The sequence below is a fragment of the Bradyrhizobium tunisiense genome (assembly GCF_042263385.1).
Classification (GTDB): Bacteria; Pseudomonadota; Alphaproteobacteria; order Rhizobiales; family Xanthobacteraceae; genus Bradyrhizobium; species Bradyrhizobium tunisiense.
On record NZ_JBHLEV010000007.1, the window covers coordinates 270,059 to 292,126 of the forward strand.

17 protein-coding genes are annotated in these 22,068 nt (G+C 66.6%); 12 read left to right on the forward strand and 5 right to left on the reverse strand.

The window, feature by feature from the left end; all coding sequences use genetic code 11:
- Positions 1–322: 322 nt before the first annotated feature.
- The 4 genes from thiD to ACFDR6_RS27655 all read left to right on the forward strand — a co-directional run bounded on the left by thiD (position 323) and on the right by ACFDR6_RS27655 (position 4,334).
- A complete protein-coding gene (gene thiD / locus ACFDR6_RS27640) occupies positions 323–1,123 on the forward strand; it encodes a bifunctional hydroxymethylpyrimidine kinase/phosphomethylpyrimidine kinase (RefSeq protein ID WP_317243311.1) in 801 nt (266 codons plus the stop codon).
- A gap of 293 nt (positions 1,124–1,416) precedes the next feature.
- The gene (locus ACFDR6_RS27645) at positions 1,417–2,229 is read left to right on the forward strand and encodes a UDP-2,3-diacylglucosamine diphosphatase (RefSeq protein ID WP_375860208.1); all 813 of its coding nucleotides are present in this window, start codon (positions 1,417–1,419) and stop codon (positions 2,227–2,229) included.
- Positions 2,230–2,242: 13 nt separating this feature from the next.
- Positions 2,243–3,286, forward strand: a complete 1,044-nt coding sequence (locus ACFDR6_RS27650) for a glycosyltransferase family 4 protein (RefSeq protein ID WP_375860209.1) — start codon at positions 2,243–2,245, stop codon at positions 3,284–3,286.
- A 64-nt stretch (positions 3,287–3,350) separates the two neighbouring features.
- Positions 3,351–4,334, forward strand: a complete 984-nt coding sequence (locus tag ACFDR6_RS27655; protein ID WP_375860210.1) for a threonine/serine dehydratase family protein — start codon at positions 3,351–3,353, stop codon at positions 4,332–4,334.
- A 182-nt stretch (positions 4,335–4,516) separates the two neighbouring features.
- Here the strand turns inward: ACFDR6_RS27655 and ACFDR6_RS27660 are convergent, their stop codons facing one another.
- The gene (locus tag ACFDR6_RS27660) at positions 4,517–6,304 is read right to left on the reverse strand and encodes a caspase family protein (protein WP_317243314.1); all 1,788 of its coding nucleotides are present in this window, start codon (positions 6,302–6,304) and stop codon (positions 4,517–4,519) included.
- A 164-nt stretch (positions 6,305–6,468) separates the two neighbouring features.
- Between ACFDR6_RS27660 and ACFDR6_RS27665 the strand changes: the two genes are divergently transcribed.
- Positions 6,469–6,912 carry an RbsD/FucU family protein gene (locus tag ACFDR6_RS27665; protein WP_317243315.1) on the forward strand — a complete coding sequence of 148 codons (444 nt, stop codon included), beginning with the start codon at positions 6,469–6,471 and terminating at the stop codon, positions 6,910–6,912.
- On the opposite strand, the gene ACFDR6_RS27670 is transcribed toward ACFDR6_RS27665, so the two are convergent.
- Positions 6,909–7,292 (reverse strand): VOC family protein, encoded by a 384-nt coding sequence (locus tag ACFDR6_RS27670; protein WP_317243316.1) that lies wholly within the window; start codon positions 7,290–7,292, stop codon positions 6,909–6,911. The genes ACFDR6_RS27665 and ACFDR6_RS27670 overlap by 4 nt on opposite strands.
- 147 nt (positions 7,293–7,439) lie before the next feature.
- Here ACFDR6_RS27670 and ACFDR6_RS27675 point away from each other — a divergent pair, with 147 nt between their 5' ends.
- Complete coding sequence (locus ACFDR6_RS27675; protein ID WP_375860212.1) at positions 7,440–7,796, forward strand: hypothetical protein; 357 nt, start codon at positions 7,440–7,442, stop codon at positions 7,794–7,796.
- Positions 7,797–8,098: 302 nt separating this feature from the next.
- Here ACFDR6_RS27675 and ACFDR6_RS27680 read toward each other — a convergent pair whose 3' ends face one another.
- Positions 8,099–9,550 (reverse strand): hypothetical protein, encoded by a 1,452-nt coding sequence (locus ACFDR6_RS27680; RefSeq protein ID WP_375860213.1) that lies wholly within the window; start codon positions 9,548–9,550, stop codon positions 8,099–8,101.
- A gap of 75 nt (positions 9,551–9,625) precedes the next feature.
- Between ACFDR6_RS27680 and ACFDR6_RS27685 the strand changes: the two genes are divergently transcribed.
- Positions 9,626–10,822: an MFS transporter gene (locus ACFDR6_RS27685; RefSeq protein ID WP_375860214.1), complete on the forward strand. Its 1,197-nt coding sequence runs from the start codon at positions 9,626–9,628 to the stop codon at positions 10,820–10,822.
- Here the strand turns inward: ACFDR6_RS27685 and dgcA are convergent.
- Entirely contained in the window at positions 10,792–11,787 is a 996-nt protein-coding gene (gene dgcA / locus ACFDR6_RS27690; protein WP_212091552.1) for an N-acetyl-D-Glu racemase DgcA, read from the reverse strand. The two genes, ACFDR6_RS27685 and dgcA, sit on opposite strands and share 31 nt — an antisense overlap.
- A gap of 134 nt (positions 11,788–11,921) precedes the next feature.
- Between dgcA and ACFDR6_RS27695 the strand changes: the two genes are divergently transcribed.
- Genes ACFDR6_RS27695 through ACFDR6_RS27705 form a run of 3 tightly spaced genes read left to right on the forward strand, consistent with a single transcriptional unit; the run spans position 11,922 to position 14,757 of the window.
- Positions 11,922–13,055: an MlaE family ABC transporter permease gene (locus tag ACFDR6_RS27695; RefSeq protein WP_375860215.1), complete on the forward strand. Its 1,134-nt coding sequence runs from the start codon at positions 11,922–11,924 to the stop codon at positions 13,053–13,055.
- Between the two features lie 2 nt (positions 13,056–13,057).
- Positions 13,058–13,840, forward strand: a complete 783-nt coding sequence (locus tag ACFDR6_RS27700; RefSeq protein WP_375860217.1) for an ABC transporter ATP-binding protein — start codon at positions 13,058–13,060, stop codon at positions 13,838–13,840.
- A gap of 41 nt (positions 13,841–13,881) precedes the next feature.
- On the forward strand, positions 13,882–14,757 hold the full coding sequence (locus ACFDR6_RS27705; RefSeq protein ID WP_375860218.1) for an MlaD family protein: 876 nt from the start codon (positions 13,882–13,884) through the stop codon (positions 14,755–14,757).
- Positions 14,758–14,978: 221 nt separating this feature from the next.
- Here ACFDR6_RS27705 and ACFDR6_RS27710 read toward each other — a convergent pair whose 3' ends face one another.
- On the reverse strand, positions 14,979–20,804 hold the full coding sequence (locus ACFDR6_RS27710) for an apolipoprotein A-IV repeat region-like domain-containing protein (protein WP_375860219.1): 5,826 nt from the start codon (positions 20,802–20,804) through the stop codon (positions 14,979–14,981).
- A gap of 398 nt (positions 20,805–21,202) precedes the next feature.
- On the opposite strand from ACFDR6_RS27710, the gene ACFDR6_RS27715 reads away from it, so the two are divergent.
- Both ACFDR6_RS27715 and ACFDR6_RS27720 read left to right on the forward strand, forming a co-directional pair.
- Entirely contained in the window at positions 21,203–21,577 is a 375-nt protein-coding gene (locus tag ACFDR6_RS27715) for an Hpt domain-containing protein (RefSeq protein ID WP_317243325.1), read from the forward strand.
- Positions 21,578–21,739: 162 nt separating this feature from the next.
- Entirely contained in the window at positions 21,740–22,060 is a 321-nt protein-coding gene (locus tag ACFDR6_RS27720; RefSeq protein WP_018317347.1) for a 2Fe-2S iron-sulfur cluster-binding protein, read from the forward strand.
- The last annotated feature ends 8 nt before the right edge of the window (positions 22,061–22,068 follow it).

Here is a 22,068-nt window from a genome sequence, read left to right on the forward strand (position 1 = left end):
AAAAGGCCCACATCGTTCCACCCCAAGATTCCGTTCCAGGCAGCTTGCGGGCCGGGCCGGCCCGCAGCATCGGTGAATGGTTCCACCACCTGACGTCTCACTCATCGGCGAAGCAGGTTCGCGACTATACCAAGGGTCCGGCGCGGTTGCATTTTCAAGCCCGCGCCATTGCGGGGCGTGGCCCGCAACATCCGCCTGATTCGGCGTGCGTGCCACGATATCGCGAATCACGGTCGGCCGCGGCCCGGCGCGCTTGCCGGTACTCCGCGGTCGCGCTAGGACAGGCCATGGCGGTGTTCGTATCCAGCAGACGTGTCCGGCGATGACGACCCCGGTCGCACTCACCATCGCCGGCTCCGATTCGAGCGGCGGCGCCGGCATCCAGGCCGACCTGAAGACCTTTGCCGCCCTCGGTGTCTATGGCGCTTCCGCCATCACGGCACTGACGGCGCAGAACACGCGCGGCGTCACCGGCATTCACGCCGTGCCTGCCGACTTCGTCACCGCGCAGATCGACGCGGTGTTCGCCGATCTCGAGGTCGGTGCCGTGAAGATCGGCATGGTGGCCCAGGTCGCCAGCATCGATGCGATCGCGGCGGCGCTTTCGCGCTGGAAGCCGCGGCATGTGGTGCTCGACCCCGTGATGGTGGCGACATCGGGGGACCGCCTGCTCGCGTCCGAAGCCGTCGACGCTCTGCGCACCGGGCTGATGCCGCTGGCGTCCGTGATCACGCCCAATCTGCCGGAGGCCGCGGCTCTGCTCGATGAGCCGATCGCGGCCAGCGAGGCTGAGATCGAAAAGCAGGGGCGACGCCTGCTGGCGCTCGGCTCCCGTGCGGTCCTGATCAAGGGCGGGCACGGCGAGGGCGCGGAGAGCACCGACTATCTCATCGATGCCGACACCACGATCGCGCTCGCCGCGCCCCGCGTTGCGACCCGCAACACGCATGGCACCGGCTGCTCGCTGTCGTCGGCGGTCGCGGCGGGCCTTGCCAAAGGCGAAGATCTGGAAAGCGCGGTGCGCAACGCCAAGGCCTGGATCAGCGCCGCGATCGGCGCAGCCGACCGCTTCAGCGTCGGCCACGGCCACGGCCCGATCCATCATTTCCACAAGTTCTACTGACGCAGGGCAACGCGTGAGCGCACGCCTCGTCCTTCGAGACGACCGCTTCGCTGTCTCCTCAGGATGAGGCTAGCAGCGCCGCGCCCATCGAAACTGCTGCCGCGCATTCGGTCCTCGTCCTGAGGACCCCGCCCGCGCTCAAGGGCACCCCGCCTGCCGCGCCATGTCGCCAGATTGTCGCATGCGACTGATATTCGCGGGGAGGGCGAGGCAAGGCGTGATTCGTATTTGAAGGTGCCTCAAGGGTTCAATCAGTCATCCCCCTGTCACGGGACATTGTTACAGGCTGGCGCATGGGAAGTTACGATGTGAGTGACGAGAGCCCGGAGCGGCGCTTTCGCACGTTGTTCATCTCCGACGTTCATCTCGGAGCCCGCGGTTCTCAAGCCGATCTTCTGCTCGACTTCCTGCGCTACCACGATGCCGATACCATCTATCTCGTCGGCGACATCGTCGACGGTTGGGCGCTGAAATCGAGCTGGCACTGGCCGCAATCGCACAATGACCTCGTCCAGAAGCTGCTGCGCAAGGCGCGCAAGGGCGCCAAGGTCGTCTACATCCCCGGCAATCACGACGAGTTCCTGCGCAATTACTACGGCACGCATTTCGGCGGCATCGACGTGGTCGAGAACACCGTCCACACCGGCGCGGACGGCAAGCGTTATCTCGTCATCCACGGCGACATCTTCGATCTCGTGGTGCAGAACGCGCGCTGGCTCGCTCATCTGGGCGACAAGGCCTACGACTTCGCGATCCAGATGAATCGCTTCGTCAACTTCTTCCGCCGCCTGTTCGGCGTGCGCTATTGGTCGCTGTCGCATTGGGCCAAGCAGAAGGTCAAGAACGCCGTCAACTATATCGGGGCGTTCGAGCAGGCGCTGGCCGCAGAGGCGCGGCGTCACGACGCCGACGGCGTGATCTGCGGCCACATCCACTACGCCGTGATCCGCGACGAGGCCGGCATCCGCTACATGAACTGCGGCGACTGGGTCGAGAGCTGCACCGCGCTGGTCGAGCACGACGACGGCCATTTCGAGATCATCACCTGGGCGGATCATTTGCAGAAGCCGGCAGCCGTCCCGCAGGTCGCGGCAAGAGCCGCATGATAAGGGCAGCCTGATGCGCATCCTGGTCGCGACCGACGCCTGGCACCCGCAAGTCAACGGTGTGGTTCGGACGCTGACCAAGCTCGCCGACGCCGGCAAAAGCCTCGGCGTCGAGTTCGCGTTCCTGACGCCGCAATCCTTCCGCACCTTTGCGATGCCGAGCTATCGCGACGTGCGGCTGGCGATGCCGCGCCCGGCGCGGATCGCGGAGCTGATCGAGGAAGCGCGGCCCGACAGCATCCACATCGCGACGGAAGGGCCGATCGGCCTGATGGTCCGCCGCTATTGCCGCCAGCGGAGGCTGCCGTTCACGACCAGCTTCCACACCCGCTTTCCCGAATATGTCCGCGCCCGCGTGCCGGTTCCGGGCTCGCTGATCTGGCGAGCGCTGCGCCGTTTCCACAGCGCCAGCCGCGCCGTGATGGCAGCCACGCCTGCGCTCGCCCGCGAACTGACCGAGCGCGGCTTCGACAATGTCGTGCTGTGGCCCCGCGGGGTCGACACCGATGTGTTCCATCCCCGCGCCATCGATCTCTGCCTGCCGGCGCCAGTGTTCCTGTCGGTCGGGCGCGTGGCGGTGGAGAAGAATCTCGAGGCCTTTCTCGGGCTCGATCTGCCCGGCACCAAGGTGATCGTCGGCGACGGGCCGGCGCGCGTGGCCTTGGAAGAGGCCTATCCCGATGCGATCTTCCTCGGCGAGAAGCATGGCGAGGCGTTGGCGGAAATCTATGCTGCGGCTGACGTCTTCGTGTTCCCGAGCAAGACCGACACGTTCGGCCTGGTCCTGCTGGAGGCGCTGGCAAGCGGCCTGCCGGTTGCGGCCTTCCCGGTGAAGGGCCCGCGCGACGTGATCGGCGATGCCCCGGTCGGGGCCCTGGATCACGACCTGCGCAACGCCTGTTTCGCGGCGCTCGATGTCTCCCGGCAGGACTGTGTCGCGTTCGCTGCCAATTACACCTGGGAAGCCTCGGCGAGGGCTTTCGTCGACGGCATCAGGGCGGTGGGAGCCGTGCTGCCCGGCCGGAATGGTGCGGAACAGCCCCGCTTCGTCGCCTGACCGCTCAAAATCCTCTCGCGGAGGTGTCTTGCCCGGGCCTCATTGGCCGCGATAACATTCCGCCATGACCGAACAGCTGCTCCCGATCGGCCCCGCCGACATCGATGCCGCGGCGCGCGTGATCGCACCCTATGCCATCCGCACTCCGCTGTTGTCCTTTCCCGTGCTCAACGAGCGCGTCGGTGCGAAGGTGTTCCTGAAGCCGGAGATGCTCCAGCGCACCGGCTCCTTCAAGTTCCGCGGCGCCTTCAACAAGGTGTTCTCGATTCCGCCAGACAAGCGCGCCGGCGGCGTCGTCGCGTTCTCCTCCGGCAACCACGCCCAGGGCGTGGCGGCGGCGGCCAAGATCCTCGATATGCAGGCGACCATCGTGATGCCTGCGGACGCGCCGCTGTCGAAGCGCGAACGGACCAAATCCTACGGCGCCGAGGTCGTGCTGTACGACCGCGACAAGGACGACCGCGAAGCCATCTCGCGCGGTATCGCCGAGAAGCGCGGCGCGACGCTCGTCAGGCCTTACGACGATCCCTTCGTGATCGCGGGGCAGGGCACCGCGGGCCGCGAGATCGCGGAAGACATGGCAACGCTCGGCCTCAGCCCCGACATCGTGGTGGCGCCGGCCTCCGGCGGGGGCCTGATCGCGGGCGTTGCGACCGCGATCAAGGCGCGTTATCCGCGCGCGGAAATCGTGGTGGCCGAGCCCGAAGCCTTCGACGACCACGGCCTGTCATTGACCGCCGGCCATCGTGAGCCGCACGCGCCCGCGGGCCGCACCATCTGCGATGCGCTGATGGCGCTGATCCCCGGCGAGATGACGTTTGCGATCAACAGCAAGCTGCTCGCGCGCGGCGTCACTGCGTCGGACAAGGAAGTCGGTGCGGCCGTGGCGTTCGCCTATCGCGAGCTGAAGCTCGTGGTGGAGCCCGGCGGCGCGGTCGGTCTTGCCGCGCTGCTTGCGGGACGTCTCGACGTCGCCGGCAAGAACGTCGTCATCGTGCTCTCCGGCGGCAATGTCGATGCGGATTTGTTCGCGGAGCTGGTGGCTTAGCCGTCATTCCGGGGCTCGCGAAGCGAGAGCCCGGAATCCCTTTTTCGACCGACTCTGCCGCGCAATGGATTCCGGGCCTGCGCCTTTCGGCGCATCCCGGAATGACGACGTTGGGATCTGAGATCAAGAAGGGGGCAGAGCGTCGCTGCTCTGCCCCTCTGTTGTGTGCGCCGTTCGCACGATCAGCGCATGAAGCCGCCGCGACGGTTGCCGCCGCCCATGCTCGGCGCCTGGTTCATCGACTGCCGGAAGTTGTTGTTGCTGCTGCTGACCATGCGGCTCGGCATCGTGTTGATCTGCGGACGGTGGTTCTGCACGTTGTTCTGCCCCTGCACCTTGCTCACCGGATTGTTGGTGATCTTCACGCCATCGTTGATGCGGATCGGGCGGTTCTGCGTCTGAACGTTGACCGGCTTCGACTCGATGTTCGGGCCAGGCTTGCCGACGTTCACCGGCATTGTCACGATCTTGCCGGGCCTGCCGTTATTACCATTGGGCGTGGTGTTGGTCGCAGGCAAGGTCACGATCTTGCCGCCGTCCTTGGTGCTGGTCGTGTTGGCCGGCGCGGGCAGGGTGACGATCTTGCCCGGGGTCTGCGACGGTGTGCCGTTCGGCTGGTTCTGCTGGTTGTTGTTGCCCGCCGGCAAATTGACGATCGGGCCGCCATTGCCGAGTTTGCCGTCGATAGGCTTCTGCACGAGAGGCAGGTTGCCGCCCATTTGCGGTCCACCATTACCCTGCTGCATCGGCATGTATTTCGGCTGACCGAGATTGCCGATCTTGAAGGTCGGGGCAATGTTCTGCGGCGCCAGGAACTTGGTCGCCTGCATCAAGGGGATCTGCTTCGGCTGCGCCTGCAGCTTCAGCGCGATTTGCGCATAGGGGCTGTTGCCGTAGCTGTCGTAGAAGCTCTTGTACGCCACGGGCGAGTTCACGAGAACCGCCTTGTGCCAGGCCTGCGAGAGCAGGATGTTGTTGAGCAGCCAGCGGACGTGGTCACACAGCGGGTCGTGCGGATACATCCGGATGAACTCCTGATAGTATTCCGGCCGGCCCTCGGACACGACGTAGTCATAGGCCTGGCGCGTCGAGCGGCTCGGCAGGTTTGCCGCCATCTGCACCACGGGCGCTTTCACCGGCGCGCGGTTGGCGGCGACGGCGGTGTCACCGAAGAAAGTGAAGTCGCTCGTGAGCGAGGAGCTCTCCCACGGGATCTGCGCGCCGCTGGTGGTCTGGTTCACCTGCAGGCGTACGCGCTTGAACAGCTGCTCGATCGGCACGTTGGGCTCGCGCGCGACGTTCAGAAAGGCCTGCGTGTAGGGGCTGTGGCTGCCAGTGCCGTCGAGCGCCTCGGCGCCGGGCGCGGTCGAGTAGCCGACGATCGAGCCGTTCGGCGCATCGACGATGGCCAGGCCGCGGCCGGCGTCGTTGACCTCGGGGAACGGATTGTTGCGGCAGGCATCGAGGATGACGATGCGCATGCGGCTCGGGATCGTCTCGAGCGTCGACATCACGTCGACAAGGCGCACCGAGTTGTTGACCAGCTCGGTCGGGCTGGACACTTTCGCGTCGACCGGAACCAGGTAGTTCTCACCGGCAAGCTGCACACCGTGGCCGGCATAATAGACCATCGCCACCGTGTTCGGACCGCGCGAAGCGACTTTCGCGGAGAAGTCCTGGACGACGCGGAGCATGTCGTTCTGGGTCAAATCGGTTGCCGAGACCACCTCGAAGCCGGCAGAGTTCAGGAACTGCGCCATCGATTGCGCGTCATCGTCGGGGTTGGCAAGCTGCGGCGCGTTCTTGTAGTTCGCATTGCCGATCACCAGCGCCACCCGCTGCTCGGGGCCTTGCAGCGCGGTGGGGGCAGGCTGGACCGGGGCGACCTGCGCGGAAACGGGCCCGCAGCTGAAGCCAAACAGGCTTCCCAGCAGGCTGGCCGTCATCAAAAAAGGCTTTAGGCGGAACATGGCGTGCTCCTCTGGCACTGATCTCGATGCGAGATTGGTGGCGAGGAAGCTTGGCCCCGTTCGAGCATATGCTCCGTGATCCCTGTCACCATGACGGTGGACGTGATCTGAATCACGCTTGGAACCTGCTATGGTTAGCGATCGATAACAGGAACCGCCGTCACATGCTGAAATCGATCGATCCGATCCTGACGCCCGACCTGCTCTGGCTGCTGGCCGCCATGGGCCACGGCGACGACCTCGTGGTCGTCGACGCCAACCACCCGGCCACGCACATCGCCAGCAGCACATCGTCGCAGCGCCTGATCCAGTTGCCTGGCCTGCGCATGGAGACGGTCGTCCGCGCCATCATGACGCTCTATCCGCTCGACGATTTCGATCCTGATCCGGTGCGGGTGATGATGCCGGTCGACGATCCCGACCGCGTGCCCGACGTGCAGCGCGCGGTGCTGACCGAGATTGAACGCGCCAGCGGCAGCGCCATTGCTCCCGGCAGGCTCTCACGGGCGGATTTCTATCGGGCCGCAGCGGCGGGTTTCGGCGTCGTGCAGGTCGGCGACAGCCGAGGCTATGGTTGCTTCCTGATCAGGAAGGGTGTGATCGGTTAGCTGGACCGGCGCATCAACGCCGACGGCCAGCCGATCCGGACGAGGAGACCGTCAGGACCGTTGATGCCCACTTCATACATGCCCCATTCGCGGTGACGCAACACGCCGCCGGGGCGGATGATCAGATCGTCCACGCGCGCGGCGATGGCTTCGACCTCGGGCGTGCGAATGAAGATACCAAAGGGATTGTGCTCCGGCACACGCCAAGGACCATCGCCGGCTTGCGTGAGATGAACCTCGCATCCCCAACCGCTCATGATGACATAGCCGTCATCGCCGCCCGTGCGTGTAAATCCGAGACGTTCCCAGAACGGCGTGGCGGCGGGAAGATCGTTGCTCGGAATGATCGCGAAGGCGCCGACGCGCGGGGGCTCAGACATGGGTCCATTCCGGAACTTGCAAGACATCCGCAGCACTCATGCTGCACTTTGCAACCTATCGAGAGAAGCGGATGAGCAGAAGCGGCGAAACGCCTCGCACTCGAATTTGAGTGGTCTTCTCGCATCCGCCTGTCTATTGTTCGAACCATGTCCCGCCTTGGGTGTCTATCTGTTGCCATCATCCTGTCGCTGCTGCCCGCCACAGCGCCCGCTGCGTCAAACAAGCCGCCTAAGCCGGTCTGGAAAGGCTACGGCTTCCTGCCGGGTTATCGGCAGCCGCTGAGCAACAGCATTCCGCTCTACAAGCAGAAGGACGCGATGCGCCGAATGTCGCGCGCCGATCGACGCCATTGGTACATCGACCCGGTTCCGCAATATTACGGATGGGACGGCGAGTGGCGCTATTTCGGCCGTCCCGGCTTCAACGGCGGCCGCTACAATGGCGGCAGCTTTGGCCCGTGCTGGACGCGGACCCCGATCGGGGCGGTGTGGAATTGCGGGTGATCGAGTTAGCGAACGGTAGTTAGTTCGTCATTGCGAGGAGAGAAGCGACGAAGCAATCCAGAGCGTTTCCGCGGAGGGATTCTGGATTGCTTCGCTGCGCTCGCAATGACGATGTGGCGAGAATGCACGCGCCGCATCTCGCTCTCGTGCCCCGGACGCAGCGCAGCTTCTCTCTGGCGATGCGAAGCATCGTCAGGTTCGACGGTGCGCTGCTGAGCCGAGGCCCATGTCGCAGTAGAACTCGTGGCTCCTGGGTCCCGGATCTGCGCTTCGCTTGTCCGGGACATGAGAGTGAATACGCGTTACGAGAAGAACGCGATCTTCTCGGCCTGTGTCATGCGGCGGATCGGCGCGAGCGGGTCATTTGCCGGCGCGCGGGGCTTTTGCAGGATGCCGCTGGCGAGGATGGTGGCGCCGAGCGAGGGCTCGGACGAGGACAGAGGCGAGGGCGCGGTCAGCGTCGTGGCCGGCGCCGCGGCGAAGGTGGCACTGGCTGCCATCGCCGGGGCCTGCTGCTCCATCACTTCGGCGGCGGCCTCCGCAATGGCGTCGGTGAGGCGCGCAAGCGAGTCCATTGCGATCGGTGCGTCCGCCGGGTGCTCTTCCACGACTGGGGCGGCAATCGGCTCGGATGCGATCGGCTCGGCATGCTCGGCGGCGACGGGCGCTATGGCCTCCGCTGGCATCGGCTCTGGAACGGCCGCGTCCATCTCGATCGGCGCGATGATCTCGTCGAACTCCGGATCGGGCGCGGCCATCTCGAGCGCGATGGCCTCGAGCACGGCGTCGTCCTCGGCCTGCGCCGCAGCGTCGAGCGCTGGTGCGTCAGCGGCATTGGAGTTGGCCTCTTCGGCGAAGGCGGCAGTGTTCGCGACCGGCTCTTCAAACGCGACGGCTTCGGGCGAGGTATCTTCCGGCGCGACATGATCGAGCGCGGCGTTTTCGACGGGGATCTCGCTTTCAGCCGCAATCTCCGACGCGACGGCCGCTTCCATTGCCTGCTCGGCGGCGGCGAACGCTTCGGTGGCGATGGCCGCTTCAACGGCGGCCTCGGGCTCGGCCGCGACGTCCTGCGGGGGCTCCGTGAAAGCCACGGGGGCTTCGCTGGCCATCGCTGCGGCTGCGGTCGCGGCAGGCGCGGTCTCGGCAGGCGGAGCTTCAGCGGCGGATGAGGGCGCCTCCTGCACCGGAGCCGGGGCAGCCGCCTGTTTCGTTGCGCCGCCCTCGGTCTGGTCGACCCGATCCTTCAGCAGATCGAAGGCAATCCTGAGCTCGACACGGGGATCGATCGCCTGGACCTGTCCGCAGGCGGCCTCGATCGAGGCGAGCTGCGAATCAATGAGGTCGCAGATTCGCCCGTCGGCGCCGATCTCGCGCCAGCGCCAGGAGATCTCCTTGATGATGCGCACCCCGCGCGGGATCGCCGCCAGGCTGGCCTCGATCGCCGTGGGGTCGAACGCGGCGATCGCGATCGTCTCGGCTTCGCGGATGGCGCGGCGGATCTCGACCAACGCTTCCGGCAGGCGGTCTTCGACGACGGGTTGTCGCTGCGCCGCAAGGGTTTCTTCGATTCTGGCGACCGCGTCCAACACCATGCTCGTGTCGGCATTGCGGTTGCGCTTGGCGTATTCGCCGAGGAACCAGCGGCCGCGCGCGGTCTCCATGAAGGCTTCGCGGATCGCGTCGTAATCCTGCTCGTTCGGCTCGGCCGCGCGGGCAGACATGGGCGAGAGGGCGAATGCTTCGTTGGCCATGACAATCTCGTCGCGCAAATCAGTACGCGTTACTGTAACGATCACCACGATATCGGCCGAATCGCAATTGGTTTGATGGCAGGCGAATCACAAATCCCCATCGCAGCGGCACAAAAGCGACGATTCGCCGTGGGTCTTGCGGTGTTCTATTCGGCCGTCTTCGCGGTCTCGGGCACGCATCTGCCGTTCTTTCCGGTGTGGCTGAAGGCTATCGGCATCGACGCGGCCTGGATCGGCCTCATCAACGCGCTGCCGGCGATCACGCGCTTCACCACGCTGCCGCAAGTGACCGCCTTTGCCGAAAAGCGGCATGCCATCCGCGCCGCGATGATGGTGTCGGTGCTGGCGACGGCGATCGGATTTGCGGCCGTCGGCCTGCAGCAGCACCCGCTGGCGCTGTTCCTGATCTATGCGCTGACCTGCATGATGTGGACCCCGACGATGCCGCTGACCGATGCCTATGCACTGCGCGGCGTCGCCCGTTACGGGCTCGATTACGGACCCCTGCGGCTGTGGGGCTCGGCGGCCTTCGCCGCCGGCTCGCTCGCCTGCGGCTATCTGATCGACAGCATCGCGGCGCGCGATCTGATCTGGATCATCGTTGCATGGGCGGTCGTTGCGGTCGCAGCCAGCCTGCTGCTTCAGCCGCTCGACGACATCAGGCGGAAGACCGCCGCGGCGCGTGCCGACACGGCATTGCTGCGCGATGCCGGCTTCTGGGCGATCATCGCCTCGGCCGCGCTGATCCAGGGCAGCCACGTCGCCTACTACACCTTCTCGGCCATCAACTGGCAGATCCATGGGATCAGCGGGCTGACGATCGCGGGGCTGTGGACGCTGGGCGTGATCGCCGAGATCGTCGTATTCGCGCTGTCGCCGCGCTTCTCGCTGCATCCGTCCACGATGATCGTGATCGGTGGTGTGAGCGCGGTGATGCGCTGGATCGTGACGGCGAACGAGCCGCCGCTGGCGCTGCTTGCGATCGTGCAGCTCGGCCACGGCCTCACCTTCGGCATGACCATTCTCGGCACCATGAACCTCCTGGTGCAGCGTGTGCCCTCGCATCAGATCGCGCGGGGGCAGGGCTATTACGCCGCGTGCAACGGTCTGCTCGGCGCTGCGACCTCGATCGCGTCAGGCGTGATCTACGCCCGCATCGGCGACAGCCTGTATTACGTCATGGCCGCGATGGCCGCGGCGGGCGCGCTGGTGATCTGGTCGGCGCGGCACCGGCTCAAGGCTCAGCCCCAGAGCGAGGCGTCCGGCGGATAGACCAGGCTGCCGTCATAACGCAGGGCGTGATCGCGGTCGCGCGCCAGCAGCAGCGGGCCGTCGAGATCGACGAAGCGCGCCTGCGGCGTCACCAGCATCGCCGGCGCCATCGACAACGAGGTCGCGACCATGCAGCCGACCATGATCTCGAAGCCGAGCGCCTGTGCCGCGTCGGCCATGGCGAGCGCCTCGGTGAGGCCGCCGGTCTTGTCGAGCTTGATGTTCACGGCGTCGTAGCGATCGCGCAAGGGCGCAAGCGAGGTGCGGTCATGCACGCTCTCGTCGGCGCAGACCACGAGCGGCCGCTTGATCCGCGCCAGCGCCTCGTCCTTCCCCGCCGGCAGCGGCTGCTCGACCAGCGTGACGCCGGTCGCCGCGCAGGCGGCGAGGTTGGCTTCCAGATTGGCCTCGGTCCAGGCCTCGTTGGCATCGACGATCAGCTCGGATTCGGGGGCGGCCTTGCGCACCGCTGCGATGCGCTCGGGATCGCCGTCGCCGCTGAGCTTGATCTTGAGAAGCGGCCGGTGCGCGGCCCTGGCGGTCGCCACGGCCATCGCCTCGGGCGTTCCTAACGAGATCGTGTAGGCCGTGGTGCGCTCGCCCGGGACCGGGCGGTCGAGCAGGTTCCAGGCCCGCAGGCCCGCCGCCTTGGCCTCGAGGTCGATCAGGGCGCAGTCCAGCGCGTTACGGGCCGCACTGGGCGCCATGGAGGCCTGGAGGGCCTGCCGCGTGAGCCCGTCGGCGACGGCCTGCTGCATGGCCTGGATGGCCGCGAGCGTCGCCTCGGGCGTCTCGCCATAGCGGGGATAGGGCACGCACTCGCCGCGGCCGGTCAGCCCGTCCCGGCTGACCTCCGCCACGACAGTCACGGCCTCGGTTTTGGCCCCCCGGCTGATGGTAAAGCTGCCCGCGATCGGGAAGCGCTCGATTCGCGCCGCCAGGGAAGCAAATTTCATGGAAGTCATTTTGAACTCTGGCGAAATCTGAACCTGCTAGTTACCTCTAGCAACTAACATTAACCACTTGGGGATACCTTCTCTGGGTAAGGGCGCGTGCGCAACTCTCTGATCTTCTCCGCCCCGGCACGGGAGCGGACATCTTGAACAGCGATCCGAAGCTGGAACGGATTGCCAAGGGCAACGCGCTGGCACTTTGCGCTACCGGGACCTGGACCGCGAGCTTCGCGCCGGTCCTGGAGCGGATGGTGGCCGATGCCGAAAAGCTCGCCGGCGGCCCCCAGAGCATCTTCATCGACGTCTCCGAGGTCGCCAAGCTCGACACCTTCGGCGCCTGGCTGATCGAGCGACTACGCCGCAGTCTGACCAGCGGCGCGGTCGAACCGCAGATCGCGGGGCTCTCCGCCAATTATTCGAGCCTCGTGGACGAGGTGCGGCGGGTGCGGGCGGCCCCCGTGACCGACCGCAGCCCGATCACCATCACCGGCATGCTGGAGCAGATCGGCCGGACCGTCGCCGGCATTGCCGGCACGGTCGCAGGACTCGTCGACATGCTCGGCGCGGTGCTCGCGGCGGGCTTTCGCGTCCTGATCCATCCGCGCTCGCTCCGCCTGACCTCGACCGTGCACCACATGGAGCAGGTCTGCTGGCGCGCGGTGCCGATCATCGTGCTGATCACCTTCCTGATCGGCTGCATCATCGCACAGCAGGGCATTTTTCATTTCCGCAGGTTCGGCGCCGACATCTTCGTCGTCGACATGCTGGGCGTGCTGGTGCTGCGCGAGATCGGCGTGCTCCTGGTCGCGATCATGGTCGCGGGCCGGTCGGGCAGCGCCTACACCGCCGAGCTCGGCTCGATGAAGATGCGCGAGGAGATCGACGCGCTGCGCACCATGGGCTTCGATCCCATCGAGGTCCTGGTGCTGCCGCGCATGCTGGCCCTCGTGCTCGCGCTGCCGATCCTCGCCTTCCTCGGCGCGATGGCCGCGCTCTATGGCGGCGGTCTCGTCGCCTTTCTCTATGGCGGCGTCCAGCCGGAGGCCTTTCTGTTGCGTCTGCGCGACGCCATCTCGATCGACCATTTCATCGTCGGCATCGTGAAGGCGCCGGTCATGGCCGCCGTGATCGGCATCGTCGCCTGCGTCGAGGGGCTCGCCGTGCAGGGTAGCGCGGAATCGCTCGGACAGCACACCACGGCCTCGGTGGTGAAGGGCATCTTCTTCGTCATCGTCATGGACGGCGTGTTCGCGATCTTCTTTGCCTCGATCGGGATGTGACGATGGCAGGAGAAGCTCAAGGCGAGATGCAAAATCCCATCATCCGCGTCCGCGGCATCACGGTGCAGTTCGGCGCAACCCGCGTGCTCGACGGCCTCAACCTCGACGTCAAGCGCGGCGAGATTTTGGGATTCGTCGGCCCCTCAGGCGCGGGCAAGTCGGTGCTCACGCGCACCATCATCGGCCTGGTGCCGAAGGTCGCAGGCTCGATCGAGGTGTTTGGCGTCGATCTGGATTCCTCCAACATTTCGCAGCGCCGCAACGTCGAGCGGCGCTGGGGCGTTTTGTTCCAGCAGGGCGCGCTGTTCTCCTCGCTCACGGTGCAGCAGAACATCCAGTTTCCGATGCGCGAATATTTGCGGGTCTCGCAGCGGCTGATGGACGAGATCACCATGGCCAAGCTCACCATGGTCGGCCTCAAGCCCGAAGTGGCCGAGCGCTTCCCGTCCGAACTCTCGGGCGGCATGATCAAGCGCGTGGCGCTGGCGCGCGCGCTCTCGCTCGATCCGGACCTCGTCTTCCTGGACGAGCCGACCTCGGGCCTCGATCCGATCGGCGCCGGCGACTTCGACGAGCTGGTCCGGACGCTCCAGCGCACTTTGGGGCTGACGGTTTTCATGGTAACCCACGACCTCGACAGCCTTTACACAGCATGTGACCGCATCGCCGTTTTAGGGAACGGTAAGATCATTGCTGCAGGGTCGATCGCCGACATGCAGGCCTCGCAGCATCCCTGGCTGAGGCAGTATTTCCATGGCAAGCGCGCCCGCGCGGTCATGGGTTGAGAGCTGGGTTGAGTAGCTGGGATGGGTAGCCGGAGCACCTGATGGAAACGCGGGCGAACTACGTCTTGATCGGGTCGTTCACGCTGGCGGTGATCGCCGCCGCGATCGGCTTCGTGCTGTGGTTTCAGTCGCTGCACACCACCAAGCAGCGCAGCCCCCTCCGCGTCGTGTTCGAGGGCCCGGCGGCAGGCTTGCGCAACGGCGGCAGCGTCAATTTCAACGGTATCAGGGTGGGTGAGGTGGTCTCGGTGAAGCTCGACAACCCGCGGCGGGTTGTCGCACTCGCCATGATCGAGAACAACGCCCCTATCCGCAAGGACACCCTGGTCGGCCTCGAATTCCAGGGCCTCACGGGCGTCGCCGCGATCTCGCTCAAGGGCGGCGACGAGGCCGCCCCTTCGGCGCCGCTCGACCAGGACGGCATCCCGACGCTCACCGCCGACCCCAACAAGCTCCAGGACGTCACCGAGGCGATCCGCGGCACGCTGCAGAACATCAACAAGATCGTCGCGGACAATCAGGAATCGGTGAAGAACTCGCTGAAGAATCTGGAGACCTTCACCAACTCGCTCGCGCGCAATTCGGAGAAGATCGACGGGGTGATGGCCAAGGTCGACGGCGTCATGCTCAAGGCCGACAATCTCATGCTCGGCCTCAACACGCTCGCCGGCGGCAAGGACGGGGGCGAGCTGTTCCAGGCGGTGAAGTCGATCCGCGAACTCGCCGACGATTTCGACAAGCGCTCAGGCGCGCTGATAGCCGACGGCCGCCGCACCCTCGGCGACATCAGCCGCGCCGTGAACAATTTCGACCGCAACCCGACGCGCGTGCTGTTCGGCGCCAGCAACAGCAGCGCCCCACCGCCTGCACCGCCGCCCGAGCCGCCGAGGCAGGCGCCTGCGCCGAGGCGGCAGTAGCGAGTGAGTTCGTGTCCCGGACAAGCGGCAGCGCATAGCGTTGCCGCGCAGAGCCGGGACCCAGCAGGCAACACGGAACACGTTGCGAGATGGCCCCGGCTCTGCAGCGCACTGCTGAAGAAGCGCTGCACTGCGTCCGGGCACGAAAGCGCGGATGACGCACCCAAACAAAAACGGAGGCCGCGAGGCCTCCGTTTTCTCATTCGCGATTGGCTTGCCGCTTACCCCAACCGTCCCGCCGCATGCGCCAGCAGCGTGTACACCAGGCCCGTCTCCGAGGTCAGGTGGGTGCGCAGCTCCTGCGGGCCGCGGCCGTCGCGGGCGACTTCGTCGAGCAGGCGCTCGAACTCGGCGACGTAGCGGTCGACCGTGCCCTTGAAGTTGCGGTCGGCGCGATACTTGCGGGCGACCTCGTCAAAGGCCTTCTGACCGGCGGGCGTGTAGAGGCGCTTGGTGAAGGCCTTGTTCTCGCCGCGCTGGTAGCGGTCCCACATCTCGGCGGCCAGGTTGCGGTCCATCAGCCGGCCGATGTCGAGCGACAGCGACTCCAGCGGATTGCTGCTGGCCTGCGGCTGCGGGCCGGGTGCGGCGCGGCCACGGGAAGCCTGACCCGTCGGGGCGCCCTGATTGGCGTCGGTCCGGTTGAGCAGGTCCGACAGCCAGCCGTCACGTCCCTGGTCGTTGCCCGCGGGGGCAACCGGCGGCGCTTCGGTGCGGCGCGCGGCCGGCATGCCCAGGTCCGGCGGCGGCAGCGTCGAGGCGCTGCCGGTGTCCCGCATCCGGGTCTCGGTGGCGCGGACGCCGACGGCTGCCAGCACCGGCTCTTCCTGGCGCTGCACGCTGGCGCGGCTCGTCGTGGTGACGTCGAGGCCGCGGCCATGCTGGGCCACGATGCGGTTGAGCTCGGCGAGAGCCTCGATCTGGTCGACGATCACCTTGCGCATCTGCGCCGTGCTCTCGGCGGCTTCCTGCGGCATCTCGAGCACGCCGCGGCGCAGCTCGTTGCGAGTGGCTTCGAGCTCGTTGTGCATCTCGAGCGCCATCTGCTTCATGCTGGAGACGAGGTTGGTGAACTTCTCCGTCGACTGCTTGAACATCGCATCCGCCTCGTCCGTGGTCTGGCGGTAGATGTCGTGCATCGCCTCGATGGTCTGGCGGTGCTCTTCCTCGGACGCGACGCGCACCGCCTCGAACTGGCGGGTGATCGCGGCGGAGCCGGCGCCGGCGGTCTCGGCGACCACGCGGGCGATGTCGCGGGCGCGCTCCTCGGCCGCTGCCAGCGATTCATCGAGCAGGCCGGTGAAGCGCGACAGCCGCTGGTCGAGATCGGCCGTGCGCAAGTCGATCGTGGTGACGAGCGATTCCAGCGCCTGCTTGCGCTCGGCGAGCGAGGCGGTGGTGTTCTTGTTGCTCTGCTCGACGACCTGCGCGGCGTCGACCAGCGCCTTGCCGTGGGCGTCGAACTGGGTCGACAGCTCGCCGAGATCCTGGAGCGCCTTCGTGGTCTTGCTGTTGAAGACGTTGAGCTGCTCTTCCAGGTTCTGCGTCGCCGCACCGTTGCGCGAGGTGACGTCGTTCATCGCCGAGACGAAGTCGGCGACGCGCGTCACCAGCGCCCGCTCGAGCGAGTTGAGGTTGTCGTGCGCACCGGTCAGCACCTCCTGGAGCAGGATGTTGCCTTCGCGCAGACGTTCGAACAGCGCCACCGTGTCGGTGCGCAGGATCTTGCTGGTCTCCTGCATCTCGGTGACGGCCGCGATCGAGACCTGGCGTGACTGGTCGATCGCGGAACGCGAGGCCTGCTCGAGGTCCTTGAGCGACTTGCCCACCGCGCTGGTGGCGATCTCGCTCGCAGCGTTGATGGTGCGGGCGACTTCCGAGCCGTTGCCCATCATGGTCTGCGAGAAGGCCTGGCCGCGCGTCTCGATCGACTTCAGCGCATCCGAGGTGACGCGGTCGATGTCGAGCGTGAGCTGGCTGGTCTTCGAGCCGATCGCATCGACCAGCGCGCCGCGCTTGGCGTCGATCATGTTCGACAGGCGGTCGGCCTGCTGCGCGACATAGGTGACGATCTCGTCGGTCTTGCCGGTCATGGCCTGGCCGAAGCTGGAGCTGGCGGCGAGCACCGAACGCTCGACGTCGGACGAGCTCGACTTGACCCGCGAGCTCGCCTCGTTGGAAGCCGTGATCAACGCGTTCTGGGCGTTGAGCGCGCTGGTCTGGATGTCGTTGGTCGCATTCGCAGTGGCCGCACTCAGCGTGCGCTCGATCTCGGTCGAGATCGTGCGGATCTGGCTCGCGGCGTCCGCCGAGGTCGAGGTCAGCGACGTCTGGGCCTCGCGTGCGCTGTTGAGGATGGTCGAGGCGGTGTCGGCGCCGACCGCGGTCAGCGTACGCTCGATGTCCGTGGTCAGCGACTTGATCTGGCTGGCCGCGTCGGTCGAGGCGGAGATCAGCGAGCCCTGGGCCTCGCGCACGCCGCTGGTGAGCGCCTCGATGGTGGCGCCGCCGGCGGTTGCCAGCGCGCGCTGCATCTCGGCCGCGAGCGAACGGACCTGGCTGGTCTGCTCGGCCGAGACCGTGAGCAGGGTGCTCTGGGCGTCGCGGGCGCTGGTGGTGATGGTCTCGGCGGTCGACTGGCCCACCTGCGAGAGAGAACGGTGAACTTCGGCCGCGAGCGACTTGACCTGGCTCGCCGCCTCGGAGGACGCCGTCACCAGCATGTTCTGCGCCTCGCGAGCGCCGGCGGTGATGGTTTCGGCGGTCGAGGTGCCGGCCATCGTGAGCGAGCGCTGCACGTCGGCCGTGAGCGACTTGACCTGCGCCGCCGCATCCGAGGATCCGGCAACGAGGGTGTTCTGGGCTTCGCGGGCGCCGCTGGTGAGGATCTCGGCGGTCGAGGTGCCGGCCATCGTCAGCGAACGCTGCACGTCCGAGGACAGCGCCTTGATCTGGTTGGCGGTCTCGGTCGAAGCCGCGATCAGCGCGCTCTGCGCATCGCGGGCGCCGGCGGTGATCGATTCCGCCGTGGTGGAGCCGGCCAGCGACAGCGAGCGCTGCACGTCGGCGGTGAGCGTCTTGACGTGGTTGGCCGCATCCGAGGACGCGGTGACGAGGGTGGTCTGGACCTCGCGGGCGCCGGCCAGGATCGAGGCCGCGGTGGCCGAGCCTGCCGCCGAGAGCGTGCGTTCGACGTCGGCCGCGAGCCCCTTGATCTGGTTGGACGCATCGCCCGATGCCGCGACCAGCGTCGACTGCGCCTCGCGGGCGCTGCTCAGGATCGAGTTCGCAGCACCGGTGCCGACCGCGGTCAGCGCGCGCTCGACCTCGGCAGAGGTCATCGCGAGCTGGGCGTTGACGTCGGAGGAGACCGTCATCAGCGACTGCTGGGCGGTACGCGCACCGGTCTGGATCGTCTCGCTGGTGTTGACGACGAGGTTGGTGAGCGAGCGCTCGGCATCCTCGACATGCGAGCGGATCGCGGTCGAGATCATCTCGGCGCGGGACATCATGTCCTCGCTGGCCTGGCGGCCGCTGCTTTCGATGCGGCCGGCGACGGCCTCGACGCGCGAGCCGAGCAGGTCCTCGAACTGCGCCACGCGCACGTCGATGTCGCTCGCGACCGAGCCGACCTTGGTCTCGATGACCTGATGGATCTCCTGGAAGCGCGCCGTGACCGTGTCGGTGAGGTGCGTGCTGCGGCCGTCGATGATCTCGGTGACGCCGGTGATGCGGCGGTCGACCGCCTCGATCGCCTGCGCGGTCCCGTCCGTGAGGGTCGAGGTCAGGAGGGTCAGGCGCGTGTCGATCGACTGCACGGCCTGCGATGCGCCGTTGGTCACCGCGGTGGTGAGGTAGGTGAGGCGGGAGTCGATGGACTCGAGCGCCTGCGTCGCCCCGCCGGTGAGCGTCGTCGTGAGGTGGGTCAGCCTCGTGTCGATCGACTGGATGGTCTGGGACGCGCCATCGGTCAGTGAGGTCGTGAGGTGGTTGAGGCGCGCATCGATGGTTTCGATGGCCTGCGATGCGCCGCCGGTCAGCGACGTCGTGAGGTGGGTGAGGCGGGAGTCGACCGACTGGATCGCCTGCGCGGCACCGTCGGTGAGCGACGAGGCGAGCGTGTTGAGGCGTTGATCGATGGTGTCGGTGACGGACTTGGCGCGGGTGTCGAACGACTGTTCGAGCGCGCTGACGCGGCCGCCGAGCTGCGCGTCGAAGGTCTTGATGTGGCCTTCGATCGTCGAGTCGAGGCTGGAGATCTTGCCGTTCAGCGAGAGGTCGAGATTGCTGACGCGTTCGCCGATCGTGGTTTCGAACTGCACCAGGCGCTTGTCGAGCACCGCCGTGATCTCGCCGCCGTTGGCGGTGAAGCGGGTGTCGAAATTGTCGACATAGGTCTTGAGCGACTCGTGGATGTCCTGCGTGCGCTGGCCCATGCGCTCGACGATCTCGCCGCCGAAGGTCTTCACGGTACGGTCGAACTCGGAGATGTGGCGTGTGATCAGGGCGCCCAGCGTGCCGGAGTCGCGGGCGAATTTCTCGACCAGCTCGGTGCCCTGGTTCCGCACCAGCTCGTCGAACGCGCTCATCTGCAGCGACAGCGAATCGTGCGCAGTCTCGGTCTGGCTGACGACCTTGGCGACGAGCGTGTTGACGGTGGCGTCGAGCGCCTCGCTCGCCTTGTCGCCGCTCGTCAGGATCTGGCCGGCGAGGCGGTTGCCGGCGTCGTCGATCTTGGCGGAGAGGTCGTTGGAGCGGAGCTCGAGCTCGAGCAGCAGCGAGTCCGAGGAATTCTTCAGGCTGTCGTGCACCTGCTCGGTGCGCTCGGAGATGCCGTCGACGATCGCGGCGGAGCGCTGCTCGAATTCGCCTGTGATGCGGTCGATGCGCTCGTTCAGCATCTCGTGGACGCGGTCGGCGAGGTCGACGAACTCGTCGTGGACGTGGCCGGTCTTGAAGTTGAGGCTGGTGGTCAGCCGCTCGCTGGCGTCGAGCACGGCGCGCGTGGTCTCGTTGCTGGCCTCCTCGAGGCGGTCGAGCAGGTCGCCGCCGCGCTCGCCGAGCGCCAGGATCATGTTGTCGCCGGCATTGCTCAGCGCGCTGGTGATGTGGGCGCCGCGCTCTTCCAGCGCGCCGGTGATGGACTTGGCGACTTCGTCGACGCGCGAGGCGATCGCGTCCGAGATCAGCGCGATGTCGTGGCGCAGATCGATCTGCACGCCGGAGATGGCGCTGCGGACCTGCTCGGCCTGGCCGACCAGATTGTCGCGCTGATGCGCGATGTCCTGCAGCAGGGCGCGGATGCGCACTTCGTTGTCGGAATAGGCGCGTTCGAGCGCCGCGACCTCGTTGGCGACCAGCGTCTCGAGCTCGCCGGCGCGCGCGATCGCGCGCTCGATGCCGTCGCCCATCGCCGCGACTTCGCGGCGGATGGCTTGGCCGACGGTGACCATGGAATCGGAGGCCGAGCCTTCCGGCTCGGAGAAGCGGATCGCGACCTGCGCCATCGCCTGCGCGATCATGCGCATTTCCTGGCCGCGCCAGACGAGGCTGGCGAGGAAGTAGAACAGCATGATCGGCGCGAAGAACATCGCGATCAGGCCGGCGATGACGAGCACGCCGCCGCTCTGGCCCATGGCGGCCTGGATCGAGGGCAGGAAGCCGAACGTCAGCGCGGCGCAGGCGGCGAGCCAGACGCCGGCGAAGATGGTGGCGAAGGTGTAGACGCTGCGGGCGGGGCGGCCCTTCTGCAGCGCCTGGAGCAACTGGCCGATGGTCTCGCGGTCGTCGTTGGCGGCGCGGCGCGCGGTGCGCGGCTCCTCGATCGGGTCGAACACGTTCGCCCGCTCGTTGGCGGCGGGGCGCGGCTCGAAGCTCGGCTCATCGAAGATCGGGGGAGGCGGCGGCGCCACCGAGGACGCCGTCTCGTTGCGCATCGCGGCGTTGCGGCTGGTGTCCGCAGCGGTGTCGCTGATGTTGAGGGCTTCCTGGATCGCAGAAAGCGCAACTTCTGTGGGGTCTTTGACCTTTTTCGGAGTGTTCGCCATGTTCAGTCCGAGCCCTCGTTACTTGTACGCGTCCCCCCGCGAGCCCTGCGCGCTGCGCAAGCCCACAGACCGGATCATGCCGCTTGCGCGGATCTCCGAGCCGTCCCCACCCGGACGGCTTGTCCGCCAATTTCTGCAACATCCTATTGGCAGAGCGTGGCGAATGAAATGCCCGCGATTAAGACATTCTTAATCATCGTTAACAGGATTGGCCCGTAACGCCTTAGCAACAAATGCAATTCTCCACCGGTCTCGGCGGATTGCGGCAACTTTTCGTCAATAAACGGGCAGATCTGCGTCAAACGTGCCAAACATTTCGTTAACCATTTCCATGCTTGGGTGAGGTGAAATCCACCGCCGGACCGGCGGAACCGTCGCGCGATGCCGGGGCCTGCGCCATGACGCCTGAACTGCAACGGATGGACTGGATGCCCTCGCCCCCGCTTGCACCCATCGACAGCCCTCTCGACCTCGACCATCTCTCCCGGATGACGCTCGGCGACGCGGAGCTGGAACAGGAAGTGCTGGCCATGTTCGCCGAGCAGACGGTCCGCCTGATGGCGGCGATGACGGCGCAGCCGGCGGAGGCCGGTGCACTTGCCCACAAGCTCAAGGGCTCGGCCTGCGGGATCGGCGCTTTCGCGGTGGCTGATGCCGCAGCGAGCCTGGAGACCGCTATCCAGACCGGCCATAGCCAGCACCACGCCTTCGCCGCGCTGAAGGAGGCCGTGATCGAGGCCCGCGCTGCCATCGAGGCGATCCTGAAGCCCTAGGGCCAGCCGGCCGAGCCGGCTCTAGTCGCTTGTTTTGATGCATTTTCTTGCCGCAAAGCGGGATTCACTTCGCGTCAAAACCCTATGGCGCCGGGCTGGTCGACCCGTTATAGGACAGCCCGGACCCTCCTTCATTCCAGCACCGCGGCAGCACGAGCACACATGGCCAAGATTCACTTTGTCGACCACAAGGGCGAAACCCGCACGGTGGAAATCGAGAACGGCGCAACCGTGATGGAAGCCGCGATCCGCAACAGCATTCCCGGCGTCGAGGCCGAATGCGGTGGCGCCTGCGCGTGCGCGACCTGCCATGTGTATGTCGACGAAGCCTGGCGCGAGAAGGTCGGCAGCCCGACTCCGATGGAGGAGGACATGCTCGATTTCGGTTTCGACGTGCGCCCGAATTCACGTCTGTCCTGCCAGATCAAGGTCTCCGACGACCTCGATGGTCTCGTCGTGACGACGCCGGAACGGCAAGCCTGATCGATCCC

Coding starts and splice junctions, on each gene's coding strand:
- ACFDR6_RS27680 (WP_375860213.1), bottom strand. CDS start 9,550: ATGGCCAACGAAGCATTCGCCCTCTCGCCCATGTCTGCCCGCGCGGCC.
- ACFDR6_RS27650 (WP_375860209.1), top strand. CDS start 2,243: ATGCGCATCCTGGTCGCGACCGACGCCTGGCACCCGCAAGTCAACGGT.
- ACFDR6_RS27660 (WP_317243314.1), bottom strand. CDS start 6,304: ATGTTCCGCCTAAAGCCTTTTTTGATGACGGCCAGCCTGCTGGGAAGC.
- ACFDR6_RS27655 (WP_375860210.1), top strand. CDS start 3,351: ATGACCGAACAGCTGCTCCCGATCGGCCCCGCCGACATCGATGCCGCG.
- thiD (WP_317243311.1), top strand. CDS start 323: ATGACGACCCCGGTCGCACTCACCATCGCCGGCTCCGATTCGAGCGGC.
- ACFDR6_RS27710 (WP_375860219.1), bottom strand. CDS start 20,804: ATGGCGAACACTCCGAAAAAGGTCAAAGACCCCACAGAAGTTGCGCTT.
- dgcA (WP_212091552.1), bottom strand. CDS start 11,787: ATGACTTCCATGAAATTTGCTTCCCTGGCGGCGCGAATCGAGCGCTTC.
- ACFDR6_RS27700 (WP_375860217.1), top strand. CDS start 13,058: ATGGCAGGAGAAGCTCAAGGCGAGATGCAAAATCCCATCATCCGCGTC.
- ACFDR6_RS27720 (WP_018317347.1), top strand. CDS start 21,740: ATGGCCAAGATTCACTTTGTCGACCACAAGGGCGAAACCCGCACGGTG.
- ACFDR6_RS27705 (WP_375860218.1), top strand. CDS start 13,882: ATGGAAACGCGGGCGAACTACGTCTTGATCGGGTCGTTCACGCTGGCG.
- ACFDR6_RS27685 (WP_375860214.1), top strand. CDS start 9,626: ATGGCAGGCGAATCACAAATCCCCATCGCAGCGGCACAAAAGCGACGA.
- ACFDR6_RS27670 (WP_317243316.1), bottom strand. CDS start 7,292: ATGTCTGAGCCCCCGCGCGTCGGCGCCTTCGCGATCATTCCGAGCAAC.
- ACFDR6_RS27665 (WP_317243315.1), top strand. CDS start 6,469: ATGCTGAAATCGATCGATCCGATCCTGACGCCCGACCTGCTCTGGCTG.
- ACFDR6_RS27675 (WP_375860212.1), top strand. CDS start 7,440: ATGTCCCGCCTTGGGTGTCTATCTGTTGCCATCATCCTGTCGCTGCTG.
- ACFDR6_RS27645 (WP_375860208.1), top strand. CDS start 1,417: ATGGGAAGTTACGATGTGAGTGACGAGAGCCCGGAGCGGCGCTTTCGC.
- ACFDR6_RS27715 (WP_317243325.1), top strand. CDS start 21,203: ATGACGCCTGAACTGCAACGGATGGACTGGATGCCCTCGCCCCCGCTT.